The following is a 12,994-nucleotide window of genomic DNA, read 5'->3' on the forward strand; positions in this document are numbered from 1 at the left end:
GATTTTGTCATCCTGAGGCGTTTTGCGTGCAGCGCGCTCCGGTTGTGAACTTTCGGTAATTCATCCCGGGTTCAGCCGCCGGCCGCTCCTCTGCGCCAAGGTCAAGTTCGACCGCTGAGGGGTGTTCAAACATGCAGAAGAAACTGGCCGTCCTGGCCCTGGTCGTCGCCGCGGGCCTGTCGACCTCGGCCTGCGTCATCATCGACGCCGACGACGGCGGCAAGCGCGACGTCTCGGTGAAGATCAATGACGGCAATGATACGCTCGAGCCCCTGTACGGCGTGGCTCTGGAGAAGGGCGAACTGGTGGCCCGCGTATCGTCGAACGGCTGCACCAAGGCCGAGGATTTCAAGGTCACGGCCGATCGACGGGAAAGCGGCGTCGCCGTCACCCTGACCCGCGAGCGTCCGGACCTGTGCCGCGCCCTCGTTCCAGAAGGCAAGGAACTGCGCTTCGACCTCGACGCCATGGGCGTGCAGCGCACCGACAAGGTGCGCGTGCGCAATCCGCTGCAGCGGGCCTGATCGCGGCGCCAAGCCGGCGGGCGTGTCTTGGCGACGCGCCCGCGCCGGTTGTAGGATGTCGGCATGACGACGTCGACGCCGCCATCGAAACCTTCCCTGGGAATGAGGTGTCTGCGCCTTGGCGAAGCCGTCGTTTGGCCGGCCCTGGCCGCGGCGCTGCCCAACTGGCCCGACCTCGCGACGCCGCTCTGCGTCCTTTTCTTCTGCGCCTCGATCTCCGGAACGATGCGTGGGCCGCCTATCGACAGTGTTCCACGCCTGATCCGCAACCTTGCCGTCACGACGCTGGGCATCGGGCTGCTGGTCAGGTTCCTGCCGGGCGACGGGGGGAACGGCCGTGCGCTCGTGGCGGTGGGGCTGCTCATCGCCTCGGCCCGGCTCGGCGGGTTTCGGTTGGAGCCCCGCCCGCGCTGGCCGTGGATCGCGGCGACCTTCGTCGCGGCCTTCGTCGTACTGGCGCTGGATCACCAGCGCGTCGTCGCCGCCGAGGCTGGAGACCTGGTCCGCTATGGCGACATGCTGACGACTCTCGGGCCGGAAATGAGCCCCGCGTCGCGCTCGGCGCTGGAACGCACGGTCGAGAACCTGCGTCACCCCGATCGTTTCTGGTGGGGCCCGCTCGCGGTGTTCGCCGTCCTGCTGCCGCTGTCGCACGTCCTGATCCCGCGCGGCATGGCCCTGATCCGTCGCCGCGACGTCGGCCGGTCCCGCAAGGCCTGGTTCCGCCATCCGGCCAACCTGTCGTCGGAGTGAGGGATGGTGGAAGCGCGCATCGACACCCGCCGGCCCCTGGCGGCGCCCAGTCTGACGCCGCTGATCGGCGTGCTGATGGTGCTGTTCACGGCGTTCATGGCGGTTTCCGGAGCCGGAACGCCTAAGGCGAGCAACGATCTCCAGATCCCTCCCGCTCTGGCGCCGATTCACTGGATGTCGGCCACGCCGGAGCTTCATTTGTCCATACATGGCGGGCGTTACTTCCTGGGCGATGAAGTCGTGGAGCCGGACCAACTGCCCGCGCGCCTGCGCGATCTCGCTCAGGGCGAACGCCAAGGCGAGGGATTCAGCCGCAGACGCATTCGCGTGAGGGCTGATGCTGATGTTCCCTATGCCGACTTCGCCGGCGTGGTCACAGCCGCGGAGGAGGCCGGACTGGCGGTTATGCTGGTGACCGAAGATCTGCACTACCGCACCGTCCGTTGACTCTCCGCCCCCCCTCCGTCATAAACCGCGCCTTCACGCCGCCGGCTCGCCGCGCGGCGCGATAGCTTCATGACGGATTGACCCGAAGCCGCCGTTGAGATCGTCCTCCTTCCGGAGGTCCGGCCCGGATCGACATAAAGAGTGACCTATGTCCAAGCGCCATAGCGCCAAGTACAAGATCGATCGCCGTATGGGCGAGAACCTCTGGGGCCGGCCCAAGTCGCCGGTCAACCAGCGGTCCTACGGCCCCGGCCAGCACGGCCAACGCCGCAAGCAGAAGGTTTCGGACTTCGGCCTGCAGCTGCGCGCCAAGCAAAAGCTGAAGGGCTACTACGGCAACCTGACCGAGAAGCAATTCTCGCGCACCTACGAGGAAGCCGCCCGCCGCAAGGGCAACACCTCGGAAAACCTGATCGCGCTGCTCGAGTCGCGTCTGGACGCCATCGTCTACCGCGCCAAGTTCGTGCCGACCGTGTTCGCCGCCCGCCAGTTCGTGAACCACGGCCACGTGACCGTGAACGGCAAGCGCGTGAACATCCCGTCGTACCGCTGCAAGCCGGGCGACGTGATCGCGGTCCGCGAAAAGTCGCGCAACATGGCTCTGGTGCTGGAAGCCGTCGCCTCGAACGAGCGTGACTTCGCCGAGTACGTCTCGGTCGACGCCAAGGGCCTGTCGGCCACCTTCGTCCGCGCTCCGGAACTCTCGGAAGTTCCGTATCCGGTGAAGATGGAACCGAACCTCGTCGTCGAATTCTACGCCTCGTAAGACGCGTCGAACTCGCAAGAGACACGGAAAAGGCCCCGGAGCGATCCGGGGCCTTTTTTGTTTCGGGGTCCCTCTCCCTGTGGGAGAGGTGTCGGCGAAGCCGGCGGAGCGGGGATTGGCCACGAAATCGGCCCGCGTCGCGGCGGCTGAAAACGGCCCCCCTCCGGCCCTTCGGGCCACCTCCCCCAGAGGGGGAGGATTTTATGCGCCAGGATGCTTCCCTTCTGGGGGAGCTGTCGCGAAGCGACTGAGGGGGCTTGAAACCCCCAGAACCCCTCCTATCTCCAATAAGCGGGCCGGGCCCCTCTGGCGCAGCGTCTTCACCTCCCCTCTGAAGGACGCGCGTGATGTCGGACCGCATCGGGTGTTCTCGATGTCTGGGTCCGGGTGTCCCTCCCCCTCGTGCCGGATCCGACATCGGGAACCCCGTCTCCATTCTTGGACCAGGGACCCGAACGACCCATGCCTCTTCTGATGTGCCCCAACTGTGATGGCTCCATGCAGGCCGTGCAGCGCGCCGGCGTCGAGTTCGACATGTGCCCCAAGTGCCGGGGCGTGTGGCTCGATCGCGGTGAGCTGGAAAAGCTGATGGCGATGGAGCGCGAGGACGCGCAAGGCGCCGCGCCCCAGCCGTCCGGTCCGTCGCCCTTCGGCCGTCCGCAGCCCGCCTATGAACAGCGGCCGGAGCCACGCCGCTACGACGACAGCTGGCGCGGCGACCACAAGCGTCACGACGACCGCAAGCCCTACGACCGCGACGACGACTATCGCCGTCACGGTCACCACAAGAAGAAGCGCTTCGATCTGTTCGACATCTTCGACTGACGATCTCGCGCAAGAGGACCATGAACCACTTCAAGACCTTCGCCCTGCTGGCCGGCCTGACGGCCCTGTTCGTCGGGGCCGGCTACATGATCGGCGGCCCGACCGGCATGCTGATCGCCTTCGTGCTGGCCGCCGGCATGAACGTCTTCTCGTACTGGAACGCCGACAAGGTCGTGCTCAGAGCCTATGGCGCGGTCGAGGTCGACGAGAGCCATCCCGAGCCTTTGGTGCGCAACTACGCCCGCGACGTGGCCGATCTGGCGCAGCGAGCGGGCCTGCCGATGCCGCGGGTCTGCATCATCGAAAGCGACCAGCCCAACGCTTTCGCAACCGGCCGTAACCCCGAGAACGCGGCTGTCGCCGCCACCACGGGCCTGCTGGCCATGCTCGACCGTGACGAGATCCGCGGCGTCATGGCCCACGAGCTGGCCCACGTGAAGAACCGCGACACCCTGACCATGACCGTGACGGCCACCATCGCCGGCGCGATCTCGGCCCTGGCCAACTTTGCGTTCTTCTTCGGCGGCTCGCGCGAGGACGACGAGCGTCCGGGCGGGATCATCGGCGCGATCGCCCTGGCCATCCTGGCCCCGATCGCGGCCATGCTGGTGCAGATGGCCATCAGCCGCTCGCGCGAGTACGAAGCCGACCGGGTCGGCGCGCAGATCGCCGGCGACAACCGTGGCCTGGCCCGCGCGCTGGAGAAGATCGATGCCTATGCCCGCGGCGGCGTGGTCAACCACGAGGCCGAGCGCAATCCGGCCACGGCCCACATGTTCATCATCAACCCTCTGGCCGGTCGCGGCGCCGACAACCTGTTCTCTACCCACCCGGCCACCCACAACCGCATCGAGGCCCTGATGAAGCTGGCGATCGGGCAGGGGGCGCGCCAGCGGCTGCAGACGGCCGTGCCGACCAGTGGTCCGAGCCGCCGGCCTGGGCCCTGGAGCTAGAAACGAAGAAGGCGGAGGCATCCCTCTTGAGCCGGAACCTCGCCCTTCGACAGGCTCAGGGTGAGGTTTCTACTGATCCGCGGCGCGTGAAATGGTCCTCATCCTGAGCTTGTCGAAGGACGAGGACCACGTACGGCTTTCAACTACCGCGCCGCCGCCGGGGCGGTTCCGTGCGCCGGTTCTTCGTCCTCGTCCTCGTTGAGGGCGCCGAGCTCGCCGCTCAGTCGCGCCTTGCGGCCATAGACGATCTCGAACAGCGGGCTGGCCATCAGCGTGGTGACGATGGCCATGACCACCAGCATCGAGAACAGGGCCGGGCCGATGATGCCCTTCTGCAGGCCGATGTTGATGATGATCAGCTCCATCAGGCCGCGGGCGTTCATCAGTGCGCCGATGCCCATGGCCGTGGCGTTGTCCTGGCCGGTGAGGCGGGCGGCGGCCCAGCAGGCCAGGCCCTTGGCGGCGATCGAGCCGGCCAGGATGACCAGGGCGACGCCGGCCAGGGCCCAGCTGTTGACCACGGTCAGCTGGGTGTTGAGCCCCGAGAAGGTGAAGAACATCGGCACCAGCAGGGCCAGGGCGAAGGGCTCCAGCTGCTTCTTCAGCTCGCGCGTCAAGAGGCCTCGCGGCATGGCCGCGCCGAGGATGAAGCCGCCGAACACCGAGTGCAGGCCGGCCGCGTCCATGGCCCAGGCGCTGAGCATGAACAGCACCACGATCACGCCCAGCAGGGTGGGGGTGACCTTGCCCTCGCGCTCGGCCCAGCGGCCGAGGGGCGCCAGGAGCTTGGGGCCCAGGGTCAGCATGAACAGGGCGAACAGGCCGCCGCCGATGATCGCCTTCAGGGCCACGGCCGCGCCGCCGCCCAGGCTGGCCAGCACGATGGCCAGCACCGTCCAGGCGCCGGCGTCGTCGATCGCGCCCGCCGACAGCGACAGCGAGCCGAGCGGCGTCCGGGTCAGGCCGCGCTCCTGTATGATCCGCGCCAGCACCGGGAAGGCGGTGATCGAGATCGCCGCGCCCATGAACAGCGTGGCCTGGAAAGGCTGCACGCCCTTGCCGAACAGGTTCAGGCTCATCAGCCAGGGCGTCAGCAGGATCGCCACCAGGAACGGCGCGGTCATGCCCGACAGCGACACGGCCATGGCGCTTTTGGCGTTGGCCTTGAAGTGGTCGCTGCGGAAGCCGATGCCGACCAGGAACATGTAGAGGCCCACGCCCAGCTGGGCGCCGACATACAGGATCGACTTGGTCTCCTTGGGGAACAGCATGTGCTGGATGTCGGGGGCGAGGAGCCCGAACAGCGACGGCCCCAGGATCACGCCGGCGATCATCTCGCCCACGACCTGCGGCTGGTCGAAGAACCGCTTCACCACCCAGCCCATCGTGCGGCAGGCCGCCACGATCACCGCCATCTGCAGGAAAAAGGCTACGCTCAATTCAGCCGTCGTCATGCGGCCGTCCCCCTTCGAATACGCCGCGTGTCGCGATCGCGTTTCATCCCTGAGCCGACGCTAGCAACGAACGCTGTTCTGGACAACGTTGTCAGAATTGAATGTTACCGTTCACTGTGGAGGCTGGGCCCAAAGCGTTCGTGTGGGAGGCCCGATGATGATCCGGAACCTGGCGGCGGCCGTCACGGCCCTGGCCCTGACGGCGGGGGCGGCGCCCTACACCGTGGCTCCGGGTCTTTTCGAGGCCGGCGCGCCGGATCTCGGCCTGAAGCCCGCTTCGGGAGCCGAGACCTTCACGGTCTTCGCGCCGACGGAAGGCTCCGACAAGTTCAGCAACGGCGTGGTGCTGATCGCCTTCAAGGGCCGCCTCTACGCCCAGTGGCAGAGTTCGGCCCGCGACGAGGATTCGGCCGACACCTGGGTCGCCTACGCCGTCAGCGACGATGGCCGGACGTGGACCGCGCCCAAGCTGCTGGCGCCGGCCGGGCAGGGCGGAGTGATGCGCTCCAGCGGCGGCTGGTGGACGGACGGGCGGACCCTGGTCGCCTACGCCAACGTCTGGCCTGACGGCTTCCAGTCGGGGGCGGGCGGATATGCCGAGTACCGCACCAGCCGCGACGGCGTGAGCTGGAGCAAGCCCAGGCGGGTCTCGGGCGCCGACGGCGCGCCGGTGGAGGGCGTGATCGAGCAGGATCCGCACCTCGTCGACGGGCGGGTGATGACCGCCTTCCATCTGCGGCCGGGCATGATCGCCAAGCCGTTCTTCACCGACGATCCGCTGGGCGTGTCGGGCTGGACGCAGGGGCGGATGGAGAACCTGCCGCGCGACGTCTCGAACGCCGCAGCCGCGCACGAGCGCCGCCTCAGCCGCGAGATCGAGCCCAGCCTGTTCCGTCGCGCCGACGGCTGCGCGGTGATGGTGTTCCGCGACGAGGAGCTGAGTTTCCGCCAGCTGGCGTCGGAAAGCTGCGACCGGGGCGTCTCGTGGACAACGCCGGTCCTGACCGCCATGCCCGACGCCCGCGCCAAGCAGAGCGCAGGCAACCTGCCGGGCGGAACGGCCTATCTCGTCAACGCGCCCAACGGCGATCGCCCGCGCCTGCCGCTGGCCGTGACCCTCTCCACCGACGGCCGGACCTTCGATCGCAGTTTCCGGCTACGCGGCAAAGGCGATCTGCAACCGCTACGCTTCGAGGGCAAATACAAGCGGCCGGGCTACCACTATCCCAAGAGCGTGGTGTGGAACGGCGCCCTGTGGGTCGGCTACGCGGCCAACAAGGAGGACGTTCAGGTCACCCGCGTTCCACTGTCGGCTCTGGATGGCCGTTGAGATCGGGCGCTAGGGCAGCCTCACCGCGGTAGGCGGCGGAAACTCATCGAGCTGCCAGACCGACGCGCCGGACCGGTCGAGCATGTAGGGAGGCGGCGGGGTCCGCTGCGGCTCATAGCCGTGGCTGAGGGGCTGCATCGGGGCGCGGGGCGGCGGCAACGGGGGCTCATACACCCAACCGACGCGCACCCCGCAGGTCCCAAGATCGGCGGCGCTGTCGGCACGGCAGCGGAAGCCGTCGGCGGTCGCCTGGCAGGCGTCGACCCTGACGGCCGGCTTGAAGCAGGTTCCCTTGCGCTTGGCCGTGGCCTGGGCCTTGTCGGTAGCCAGGCGCATGGCTTCTTCCCGGGTGGGGGCCTTGGCCCAGTGCCAGCTCGACGCCACGGCGCCGCCGGCCGCCAGTGACATCGCCAGTCCGATCAGGATGACCTGAGCCTTCATGTCGCGTCCTCCCATTTTCGGAGGATTTCGACAGCTGAGTGAGCGGACCTCAACAATCTTTGCGGGTGATCGCCGGTGTATTCCACCTTTGAGGCTACTGCACCAGCGGCGCGCGCGAAGGGTCCTGCCGGACGATCTCGCGGATGCCGACCAGGGTAGTGAACGAGCGCACGCGGCGGTCGTCGTTCAGCACCTCGTTGGTGAAGGCCTCGTAGGCCTCCATGGTCGGCACGATGACCAGCAGCACGAAGTCGGTGCTGCCGGTGACGTGCCAGGCGCTGAGCACCTCCTTGCGGGCGGCCACCCCGGCGGCGAAGGCGTTGTAGATGGCGCTGCCTTCGCGCTCCATCTGCACCAGCACGTGCATGGTCAGGCCGGCGTTGAGGCGGGCGGGATCGACGATGGCGACGTCGGCGACGATCACGCCTTCCTTGCGCAGCCGCCGCAGGCGGCGCAGCACCGCGCTCTCGGACAGCCCGACCTTCTCGGCCAGGCTGCGGGCCGGTTCGAGGTTGTTGCGGCGAACCAGTTCCAGCAGCCGGCGGTCGAAGTTGTCGAGGGTGACGGATTTCGTCATCTGTCCTGCCGATGTCGCCTGTTTCAGGTGGTATACGACGAATTTCGGCGAGAAGCGCCAACCGTCCGGTATTAGGTTGCGCTCATGTCCGCCGCCGCCCTCCGCCGTCCCGCGCTCGACGCGCTGTTGCCCTATGCGGCCCTGTTCGGCGCCATGGTGACGCTGGCCGGCGGCACGTCGTTCGCCAAGAGCCTGTTCCCGGCGGTGGGCGCCCAGGGCGTCTCGGCCTATCGCGTCGGCTTCGCGGCCGTGTTGCTGCTGCTGCTGTGGCGGCCGTGGCGGTTCCGCCTGACGCGCCAGGATCTCCTGGGCGTCGCGTTCTACGGCGCGGCGACCGGGGTGATGAACCTCTGCTTCTACATGGCGCTGCGGACCATCCCGCTGGGCGTGGCCATCGCTATCGAGTTCCTCGGCCCGCTGACCCTGTCGCTGTTGCATGCGCGCAAGGTCAGCCATTTCCTGTGTATCGGCCTGGCCGCCTTTGGCCTGCTGCTGCTGTTGCCGCTGAAGCTGGGCGGCCCGGCGCTCGACCCGGTCGGCGTGGGCTTCGCCCTGGCGGCGGCGGTCTGCTGGGCGCTCTACATCATCGCCGGCAAGCGTATCGGCCACCTGCACGGCGGCCGCTCGGTGGCCATGGGCATGAGCGTGGCGGCCCTGATCGTGGTGCCGTTCGGCGTCGCCTCGGCCGGTGCGACCCTGCTTGACCCGCACCTGATGCTGCTGGGCCTGGTGGTCGCCGTCTGCTCCAGCGCCGTGCCCTATTCGCTGGAAATGGTCGCCCTCAAGCGCATCCCCAAGCGCACCTTCGGCGTGATGCTCAGCGTCGAGCCGGCGATCGGCGCCATAGCCGGCCTGCTGGTGCTGTCCGAGCACCTGTCGCTGCAACAGTGGGCCGCCATCGCCTGCATCGTCGCTGCCTCGGCCGGCGCGATCCTGACGACAACGCCCGAAAACGCCGTGGTCGAAGATCCCGAGGAACTGGAGCGGCCGGGCGCCTGAGACGTGGCGGTCAGTGGCAGGGGCCGATGTCGCGGCCCTCCAGGTTGCTGACGAACACCTCGGGATCGATCCGCATCCGGGTCTCACCGCCGGCATAGGCGTCTCCGGGGCCAAGCCCGTGGCGGAAGCTCAGCGCAGCCGTGCGTCCGTGGTGCTCGACGACGACGCGCCGGCCGCGGTCGGTGGGACGCAGGGTGATGGGGGCCTCGTCCGGACACGCGATGGTCCGGGCCCGGTCGTCCGCGAGGTAGGTCGGCCCGCAGCCAGCGAGCGACAGGCCGGCTGCCACGGCGACATAGGCGCACATTCGCATTCAGGGCGCCTCCACCGGCATCAGACGGCTGTATTCCCAGGCCCAGGGCATGCCGGTCTCGCCTAGCGCCGCCTTGACCAGCGACGGGAAGATCCGCTGGCCGTCGCCGCTGTTGGTCAGGATCACCACGCAGCGCCGACGCTTCTCGACGCAGACCATCATGTTGTCGGTGATGTCGTTGTGGCCGCCCTTGAAGAAGGCCCGGCCCTGCGGCCCCTCGAAGGTGACGACGCCGACGCCGGCCGCCAGCTTGATCCTGGCGTTGTCGGGGTTGGTCTCTTCCGACAGGGTCGGGAACTCCGAGCGCGAGACGATCGGCAGGCTGCCGCGGGTGAACTCGGCGCGGACCTTCTTCGACAGCCCCCAGCCGCCGGCCATGGCCGCCGCCAGCTTGCCCATGTCGTCGATGGTGGTGTCGAGCGAGCCGGCCGCCTTGACGCTGGAGCGGTCGTCGTGCGGCTGCCACTTGCCGCCTTCCTCGCGGCCGTCGGCGATGTCGGGGGCGAAATCGTCGCGCCAGACCATGCCCGAGCGGCTCATGCCCAGCGGCTTGAAGAGGCGCCGGTCCATGTCCTCGCCGACCTTTATCGAAAGGCCCTGCTCGATGACGAACTGCATCAGGTTGATGCCCTCGCCGGCATAGGCGTAGCGGCTGCCGGGCGCGAACTTGATGTCGAGCTTCTCGTCGGGGTTCAGCCAGCGGAAGTTCGGAAAGCCCGCCGAATGGCTGAGCAGGATGCGCGGGGTGATCTTGCGCCAGCGCTCGTCGCCGGCCAGGTCGGCATAGGCCTTGTAGTCGGGCAGGGGCTTGGGGAGGTAGGCCGCGATCGGCGTGTCGAGGTCGAGCCTGCCTTCGTCGACCAGCATCATGACGTAGTAGGAGAACACCGCCTTGGTGATCGAGGCGGCGTACATCACCGTCTGGGGCTTGAGCGGATCGCCTTTCTCGTTGCGGACGCCCTGGGCCGTCACATGCGCGACCTTGCCGTCCTCGACAACGGCGACGGCCACGCCGGGAACCTTGCCCAGGGCCATCAGCCGGGCGATCTCGGCGTCGAGTTTCGGATTTTCGGCATGCGCCGACCCGCCGGCCAAGCACAAGGCGGTCGCCGCCCACGCCAGAGACTTTCCACGCATTTCCAGAGGCCCCACTGTTGCGCGCACCCTCGCGCCGGGCGACCTTGGAGCCCATGGGCGTCATTTTCAACCGCCGCGTGCTGCTGGCCGGGCTGCTGCTTTCAGGATGCGCGACCGTTCCGTCGCGCCCGCCGCGCCTGCTGCCGGGCGATCCGGAGCTCTATGGAGAACTCGAGCCGCTGCTCGATGTTCGTTCGGAGGCCGACGCCCTGGTGATACGCCTGTCGTCGCAGGGCTGTCTGCGCAAGGAGGACCTGCGGTTCTTTGTCGACGGCAAGGATGCCATCCCCGACGTCGCCTTTGCGCGCAGGCGGCTGGAGACCTGCAAGCAGGTGGAACCTGGCTCGGCGGAGATACGGTTCGGCTGGAGCGAGTTGGGGATCGCTGGCGCGATGGCGGTGCGGGTGCTCAATCCGATCGGGAAGGCCGGCTAGCGCGCAGGCTCCTGGATCAGGCCGGTCTTGACGGGTGCGCCCTGCTTTTCCAGTTCACGGTGCAGGCAGACAATGTGGTCGTAGGCGGCGTCTTGCGGGAGGATCAACTGCGGTCGTCCGTCCGAGCCGATATGCAGCCATTCGCGCGGTGCGCCGCAGGCCTTGGCGACGGCGTCCAACTGCTCTGGGCTGGGCGGCGTGACCCGCGACGCTGCCGGCGTCCGAGAGCAGCCAGCGATGACCGCGAGAGCGACGAGGGCGAGCAAAAGCTTCATGCGGTGAAGCTTGAGTCGAGGTTGGCGCGAAGGTCAACCGAGGGGGCTGATCAGCCCTTGGGCGTGAAGCGCTCGACCATCCAGGGCAGCACCCGGGCGGGGCGCTTGGCGGCGATGTCGATCAGCACCCAGTCGGTGCGGCTCTGGGCGCACATCTCGCCGTCGGGGCCGTCGATGCGGACATAGCGCTCGAAGCGCGGCCCCTTCAGTTCGCCGACCCAGGTGTAGCCGGTGGCGACCTCGTGCGGCAGCAGCTCGCGGCGGTAGTCGATCTCGTGGCGGCGGGCGACCCAGCTCCAGGAAGCCCGCTCCTCGGGCGAAGCCCAGGCCTCCCAGTGCGCGATCGCCAGGTCCTGGGCCCAGCTCAGATAGACCACGTTGTTGACGTGGCCGTTGGCGTCGATGTCCGACGCCTTCGGCTCGAAGGTCAGGGGGAAGGCGTCGCTGGGCGGGACGAACAGGCGGCTCACGCGGTTAGGCCGCGATGACGCCCTGCTCGATCAGGAACGACTTCAGCTCGCCCGACTGGAACATCTCGCGGACAATGTCGCTGCCGCCGACGAACTCGCCCTTCACGTAGAGCTGGGGAATGGTCGGCCAGTCGGTGAAGGTCTTGATGCCCTGGCGCAGTTCGTCGTCCTGCAGCACGTCGACGCCGACGAACTCGACGCCCAGGTGGTCGAGGATCTGCACGGCCACCGACGAGAAGCCGCAGCGCGGCTGGTCGGGCACGCCCTTCATGAACAGCACGACGGGGTGTTCGGCCACCGTCTTGGCGATGAATTCGAGGGCGGGGGAGGCGGCGACTTCGGTCATGGGGAGGCATTCCTTGGCGGTAGCCCCTCAGCTAGGCGCCGGAGGGCCCCCGGTCAAGCGCGGCGCTTGGTCCCGGCGGCCTGTTCGGCCGAAAACCGCGCCATCTCGATCTGGGCCGCGCAGCCGGTCGGCAGGTCGCGCTCGACCACGGCGGCCAGGGCCTCGAGCTTGTCGCGCTTGGTGGTGATTACCTGCACCGTGGCCAGGGACGGTTCGGTCAGGGCGTAGCCGAGGCAAAGCTCCTGGCCGGTCCAGCCGGTGGTGTTGTCGAGGAAGTCGTAGCCGCCGAGATTGGTCAGCGGGTCGGTGCGCCGCCGCCACAGCGACGGCTTCTTGAAGATCGGCTTGGCCTCGCGGTCACGGATGCTCTGCGGCCAGAAGTCCTCGCCGATCACCGCCACGTCGTGGGCCATGGCGTTGCGGATGCGGTGGCGGTCGGCCCAGCCGGACGACAGGTTGAACGGCGCGGCCAGGGCGTCGAACAGGCCGCCGGCCAGGTGCCGGTCCTGGCTCTCGCCGCGGCTGGCCAGGCCCAGCGAGCGGATCAGGCCCGACTGGCGCAGGCCCAGCAGCGCGGCCATCGCGGTCGGCGGGAAGGCCGAGCCCGGGTCGTCGACCGTGACGAGGTCCACGTAGGACAGGCCGCAGCGTTCGACGGCGGTGTCCACCAGGTCGTGGATCGCCTGGGCGCTGAGAAGCTCGCCGCCGCTGCGAAGCCGCCAGCCGACGAACAGCAGTCGACGCTCGATCGTGGTCAGCGACTCGCCCACGCCCTCCAGCAGGGCGTTGGACGAGCCGTGGACCTCGAAGCTGTTGATGCCCGCTTCCAGGGCCGTGAAGATCAGGTTGCGCCAGTCCTTGCCGCTCATGCGCGGGTGGTCGGCGAGCCGCAGCGTCACCGCCGAGATCGCCATGCCCGCCTTGCCGAAAGGACGATAGCGCAAGGTGCG

General features: G+C 68.3%; 18 protein-coding genes. 9 read left to right on the forward strand and 9 right to left on the reverse strand.

Annotated elements, in window-relative coordinates:
- Nucleotides 1-131 precede the first annotated feature (131 nt).
- The 6 genes from ACODR1_RS09575 (at nucleotide 132) to htpX (ending at nucleotide 4,268) form a co-directional block, all read left to right on the forward strand.
- The gene (locus ACODR1_RS09575; protein WP_488880244.1) at nucleotides 132-524 is read left to right on the forward strand and encodes a hypothetical protein; all 393 of its coding nucleotides are present in this window, start codon (nucleotides 132-134) and stop codon (nucleotides 522-524) included.
- Between the two features lie 63 nt (nucleotides 525-587).
- Nucleotides 588-1,277, forward strand: a complete 690-nt coding sequence (locus ACODR1_RS09580; protein WP_488880245.1) for a hypothetical protein — start codon at nucleotides 588-590, stop codon at nucleotides 1,275-1,277.
- 3 nt (nucleotides 1,278-1,280) lie between these two features.
- A complete protein-coding gene (locus tag ACODR1_RS09585; RefSeq protein ID WP_488880246.1) occupies nucleotides 1,281-1,724 on the forward strand; it encodes an ExbD/TolR family protein in 444 nt (147 codons plus the stop codon).
- A gap of 148 nt (nucleotides 1,725-1,872) precedes the next feature.
- Entirely contained in the window at nucleotides 1,873-2,490 is a 618-nt protein-coding gene (rpsD, locus tag ACODR1_RS09590) for a 30S ribosomal protein S4 (protein WP_101712483.1), read from the forward strand.
- Nucleotides 2,491-2,952: 462 nt separating this feature from the next.
- Nucleotides 2,953-3,315, forward strand: coding sequence for a TFIIB-type zinc ribbon-containing protein (locus tag ACODR1_RS09595; protein WP_488880247.1), 363 nt, complete (start codon nucleotides 2,953-2,955; stop codon nucleotides 3,313-3,315).
- Between the two features lie 20 nt (nucleotides 3,316-3,335).
- Nucleotides 3,336-4,268 carry a zinc metalloprotease HtpX gene (gene htpX, locus ACODR1_RS09600; RefSeq protein WP_488880248.1) on the forward strand — a complete coding sequence of 311 codons (933 nt, stop codon included), beginning with the start codon at nucleotides 3,336-3,338 and terminating at the stop codon, nucleotides 4,266-4,268.
- A 143-nt stretch (nucleotides 4,269-4,411) separates the two neighbouring features.
- Here the strand turns inward: htpX and ACODR1_RS09605 are convergent, their stop codons facing one another.
- Nucleotides 4,412-5,722: a cation:proton antiporter gene (locus ACODR1_RS09605; protein ID WP_488880249.1), complete on the reverse strand. Its 1,311-nt coding sequence runs from the start codon at nucleotides 5,720-5,722 to the stop codon at nucleotides 4,412-4,414.
- A gap of 154 nt (nucleotides 5,723-5,876) precedes the next feature.
- Here ACODR1_RS09605 and ACODR1_RS09610 point away from each other — a divergent pair, with 154 nt between their 5' ends.
- Complete coding sequence (locus tag ACODR1_RS09610) at nucleotides 5,877-7,052, forward strand: sialidase family protein (RefSeq protein ID WP_488880250.1); 1,176 nt, start codon at nucleotides 5,877-5,879, stop codon at nucleotides 7,050-7,052.
- 9 nt (nucleotides 7,053-7,061) lie between these two features.
- On the opposite strand, the gene ACODR1_RS09615 is transcribed toward ACODR1_RS09610, so the two are convergent.
- Together ACODR1_RS09615 and ACODR1_RS09620 are read right to left on the reverse strand one after the other, a co-directional pair.
- Nucleotides 7,062-7,493, reverse strand: coding sequence for a hypothetical protein (locus tag ACODR1_RS09615; RefSeq protein WP_488880251.1), 432 nt, complete (start codon nucleotides 7,491-7,493; stop codon nucleotides 7,062-7,064).
- Between the two features lie 94 nt (nucleotides 7,494-7,587).
- Complete coding sequence (locus ACODR1_RS09620) at nucleotides 7,588-8,070, reverse strand: Lrp/AsnC family transcriptional regulator (RefSeq protein ID WP_488880252.1); 483 nt, start codon at nucleotides 8,068-8,070, stop codon at nucleotides 7,588-7,590.
- 84 nt (nucleotides 8,071-8,154) lie between these two features.
- Here ACODR1_RS09620 and ACODR1_RS09625 point away from each other — a divergent pair, with 84 nt between their 5' ends.
- Nucleotides 8,155-9,069 carry an EamA family transporter gene (locus ACODR1_RS09625; protein ID WP_488880253.1) on the forward strand — a complete coding sequence of 305 codons (915 nt, stop codon included), beginning with the start codon at nucleotides 8,155-8,157 and terminating at the stop codon, nucleotides 9,067-9,069.
- Nucleotides 9,070-9,079: 10 nt separating this feature from the next.
- Here ACODR1_RS09625 and ACODR1_RS09630 read toward each other — a convergent pair whose 3' ends face one another.
- Together ACODR1_RS09630 and ACODR1_RS09635 are read right to left on the reverse strand one after the other, a co-directional pair.
- The gene (locus tag ACODR1_RS09630) at nucleotides 9,080-9,376 is read right to left on the reverse strand and encodes a hypothetical protein (protein WP_488880254.1); all 297 of its coding nucleotides are present in this window, start codon (nucleotides 9,374-9,376) and stop codon (nucleotides 9,080-9,082) included.
- A gap of 6 nt (nucleotides 9,377-9,382) precedes the next feature.
- Nucleotides 9,383-10,519 carry a serine hydrolase domain-containing protein gene (locus ACODR1_RS09635; protein ID WP_488880255.1) on the reverse strand — a complete coding sequence of 379 codons (1,137 nt, stop codon included), beginning with the start codon at nucleotides 10,517-10,519 and terminating at the stop codon, nucleotides 9,383-9,385.
- Between the two features lie 53 nt (nucleotides 10,520-10,572).
- On the opposite strand from ACODR1_RS09635, the gene ACODR1_RS09640 reads away from it, so the two are divergent.
- Nucleotides 10,573-10,953: a hypothetical protein gene (locus tag ACODR1_RS09640; protein ID WP_488880256.1), complete on the forward strand. Its 381-nt coding sequence runs from the start codon at nucleotides 10,573-10,575 to the stop codon at nucleotides 10,951-10,953.
- Here the strand turns inward: ACODR1_RS09640 and ACODR1_RS09645 are convergent.
- From ACODR1_RS09645 to ACODR1_RS09660, 4 genes are read right to left on the reverse strand one after another with little or no spacing between them, the layout of a single operon-like run.
- Nucleotides 10,950-11,228 (reverse strand): hypothetical protein, encoded by a 279-nt coding sequence (locus ACODR1_RS09645; protein WP_488880257.1) that lies wholly within the window; start codon nucleotides 11,226-11,228, stop codon nucleotides 10,950-10,952. The two genes, ACODR1_RS09640 and ACODR1_RS09645, sit on opposite strands and share 4 nt — an antisense overlap.
- A 50-nt stretch (nucleotides 11,229-11,278) precedes the next feature.
- On the reverse strand, nucleotides 11,279-11,698 hold the full coding sequence (locus tag ACODR1_RS09650; RefSeq protein WP_488880258.1) for an acyl-CoA thioesterase: 420 nt from the start codon (nucleotides 11,696-11,698) through the stop codon (nucleotides 11,279-11,281).
- A 4-nt stretch (nucleotides 11,699-11,702) separates the two neighbouring features.
- Nucleotides 11,703-12,044, reverse strand: coding sequence for a Grx4 family monothiol glutaredoxin (grxD, locus tag ACODR1_RS09655; RefSeq protein WP_488880259.1), 342 nt, complete (start codon nucleotides 12,042-12,044; stop codon nucleotides 11,703-11,705).
- Nucleotides 12,045-12,097: 53 nt separating this feature from the next.
- Nucleotides 12,098-12,988 (reverse strand): aldo/keto reductase, encoded by an 891-nt coding sequence (locus ACODR1_RS09660; RefSeq protein WP_488880260.1) that lies wholly within the window; start codon nucleotides 12,986-12,988, stop codon nucleotides 12,098-12,100.
- Between the last annotated feature and the right edge of the window lie 6 nt (nucleotides 12,989-12,994).

Source organism: Caulobacter sp. FG7, assembly GCF_057808875.1.

Bases quoted from the DNA above. Each gene is read 5' to 3' on its own strand.
- ACODR1_RS09575 (WP_488880244.1), top strand. From the start codon at position 132: ATGCAGAAGAAACTGGCCGTCCTGGCCCTGGTCGTCGCCGCGGGCCTG.
- ACODR1_RS09580 (WP_488880245.1), top strand. From the start codon at position 588: ATGACGACGTCGACGCCGCCATCGAAACCTTCCCTGGGAATGAGGTGT.
- ACODR1_RS09585 (WP_488880246.1), top strand. From the start codon at position 1,281: ATGGTGGAAGCGCGCATCGACACCCGCCGGCCCCTGGCGGCGCCCAGT.
- rpsD (WP_101712483.1), top strand. From the start codon at position 1,873: ATGTCCAAGCGCCATAGCGCCAAGTACAAGATCGATCGCCGTATGGGC.
- ACODR1_RS09595 (WP_488880247.1), top strand. From the start codon at position 2,953: ATGCCTCTTCTGATGTGCCCCAACTGTGATGGCTCCATGCAGGCCGTG.
- htpX (WP_488880248.1), top strand. From the start codon at position 3,336: ATGAACCACTTCAAGACCTTCGCCCTGCTGGCCGGCCTGACGGCCCTG.
- ACODR1_RS09605 (WP_488880249.1), bottom strand. From the start codon at position 5,722: ATGACGACGGCTGAATTGAGCGTAGCCTTTTTCCTGCAGATGGCGGTG.
- ACODR1_RS09610 (WP_488880250.1), top strand. From the start codon at position 5,877: ATGATGATCCGGAACCTGGCGGCGGCCGTCACGGCCCTGGCCCTGACG.
- ACODR1_RS09615 (WP_488880251.1), bottom strand. From the start codon at position 7,493: ATGAAGGCTCAGGTCATCCTGATCGGACTGGCGATGTCACTGGCGGCC.
- ACODR1_RS09620 (WP_488880252.1), bottom strand. From the start codon at position 8,070: ATGACGAAATCCGTCACCCTCGACAACTTCGACCGCCGGCTGCTGGAA.
- ACODR1_RS09625 (WP_488880253.1), top strand. From the start codon at position 8,155: ATGTCCGCCGCCGCCCTCCGCCGTCCCGCGCTCGACGCGCTGTTGCCC.
- ACODR1_RS09630 (WP_488880254.1), bottom strand. From the start codon at position 9,376: ATGTGCGCCTATGTCGCCGTGGCAGCCGGCCTGTCGCTCGCTGGCTGC.
- ACODR1_RS09635 (WP_488880255.1), bottom strand. From the start codon at position 10,519: ATGCGTGGAAAGTCTCTGGCGTGGGCGGCGACCGCCTTGTGCTTGGCC.
- ACODR1_RS09640 (WP_488880256.1), top strand. From the start codon at position 10,573: ATGGGCGTCATTTTCAACCGCCGCGTGCTGCTGGCCGGGCTGCTGCTT.
- ACODR1_RS09645 (WP_488880257.1), bottom strand. From the start codon at position 11,228: ATGAAGCTTTTGCTCGCCCTCGTCGCTCTCGCGGTCATCGCTGGCTGC.
- grxD (WP_488880259.1), bottom strand. From the start codon at position 12,044: ATGACCGAAGTCGCCGCCTCCCCCGCCCTCGAATTCATCGCCAAGACG.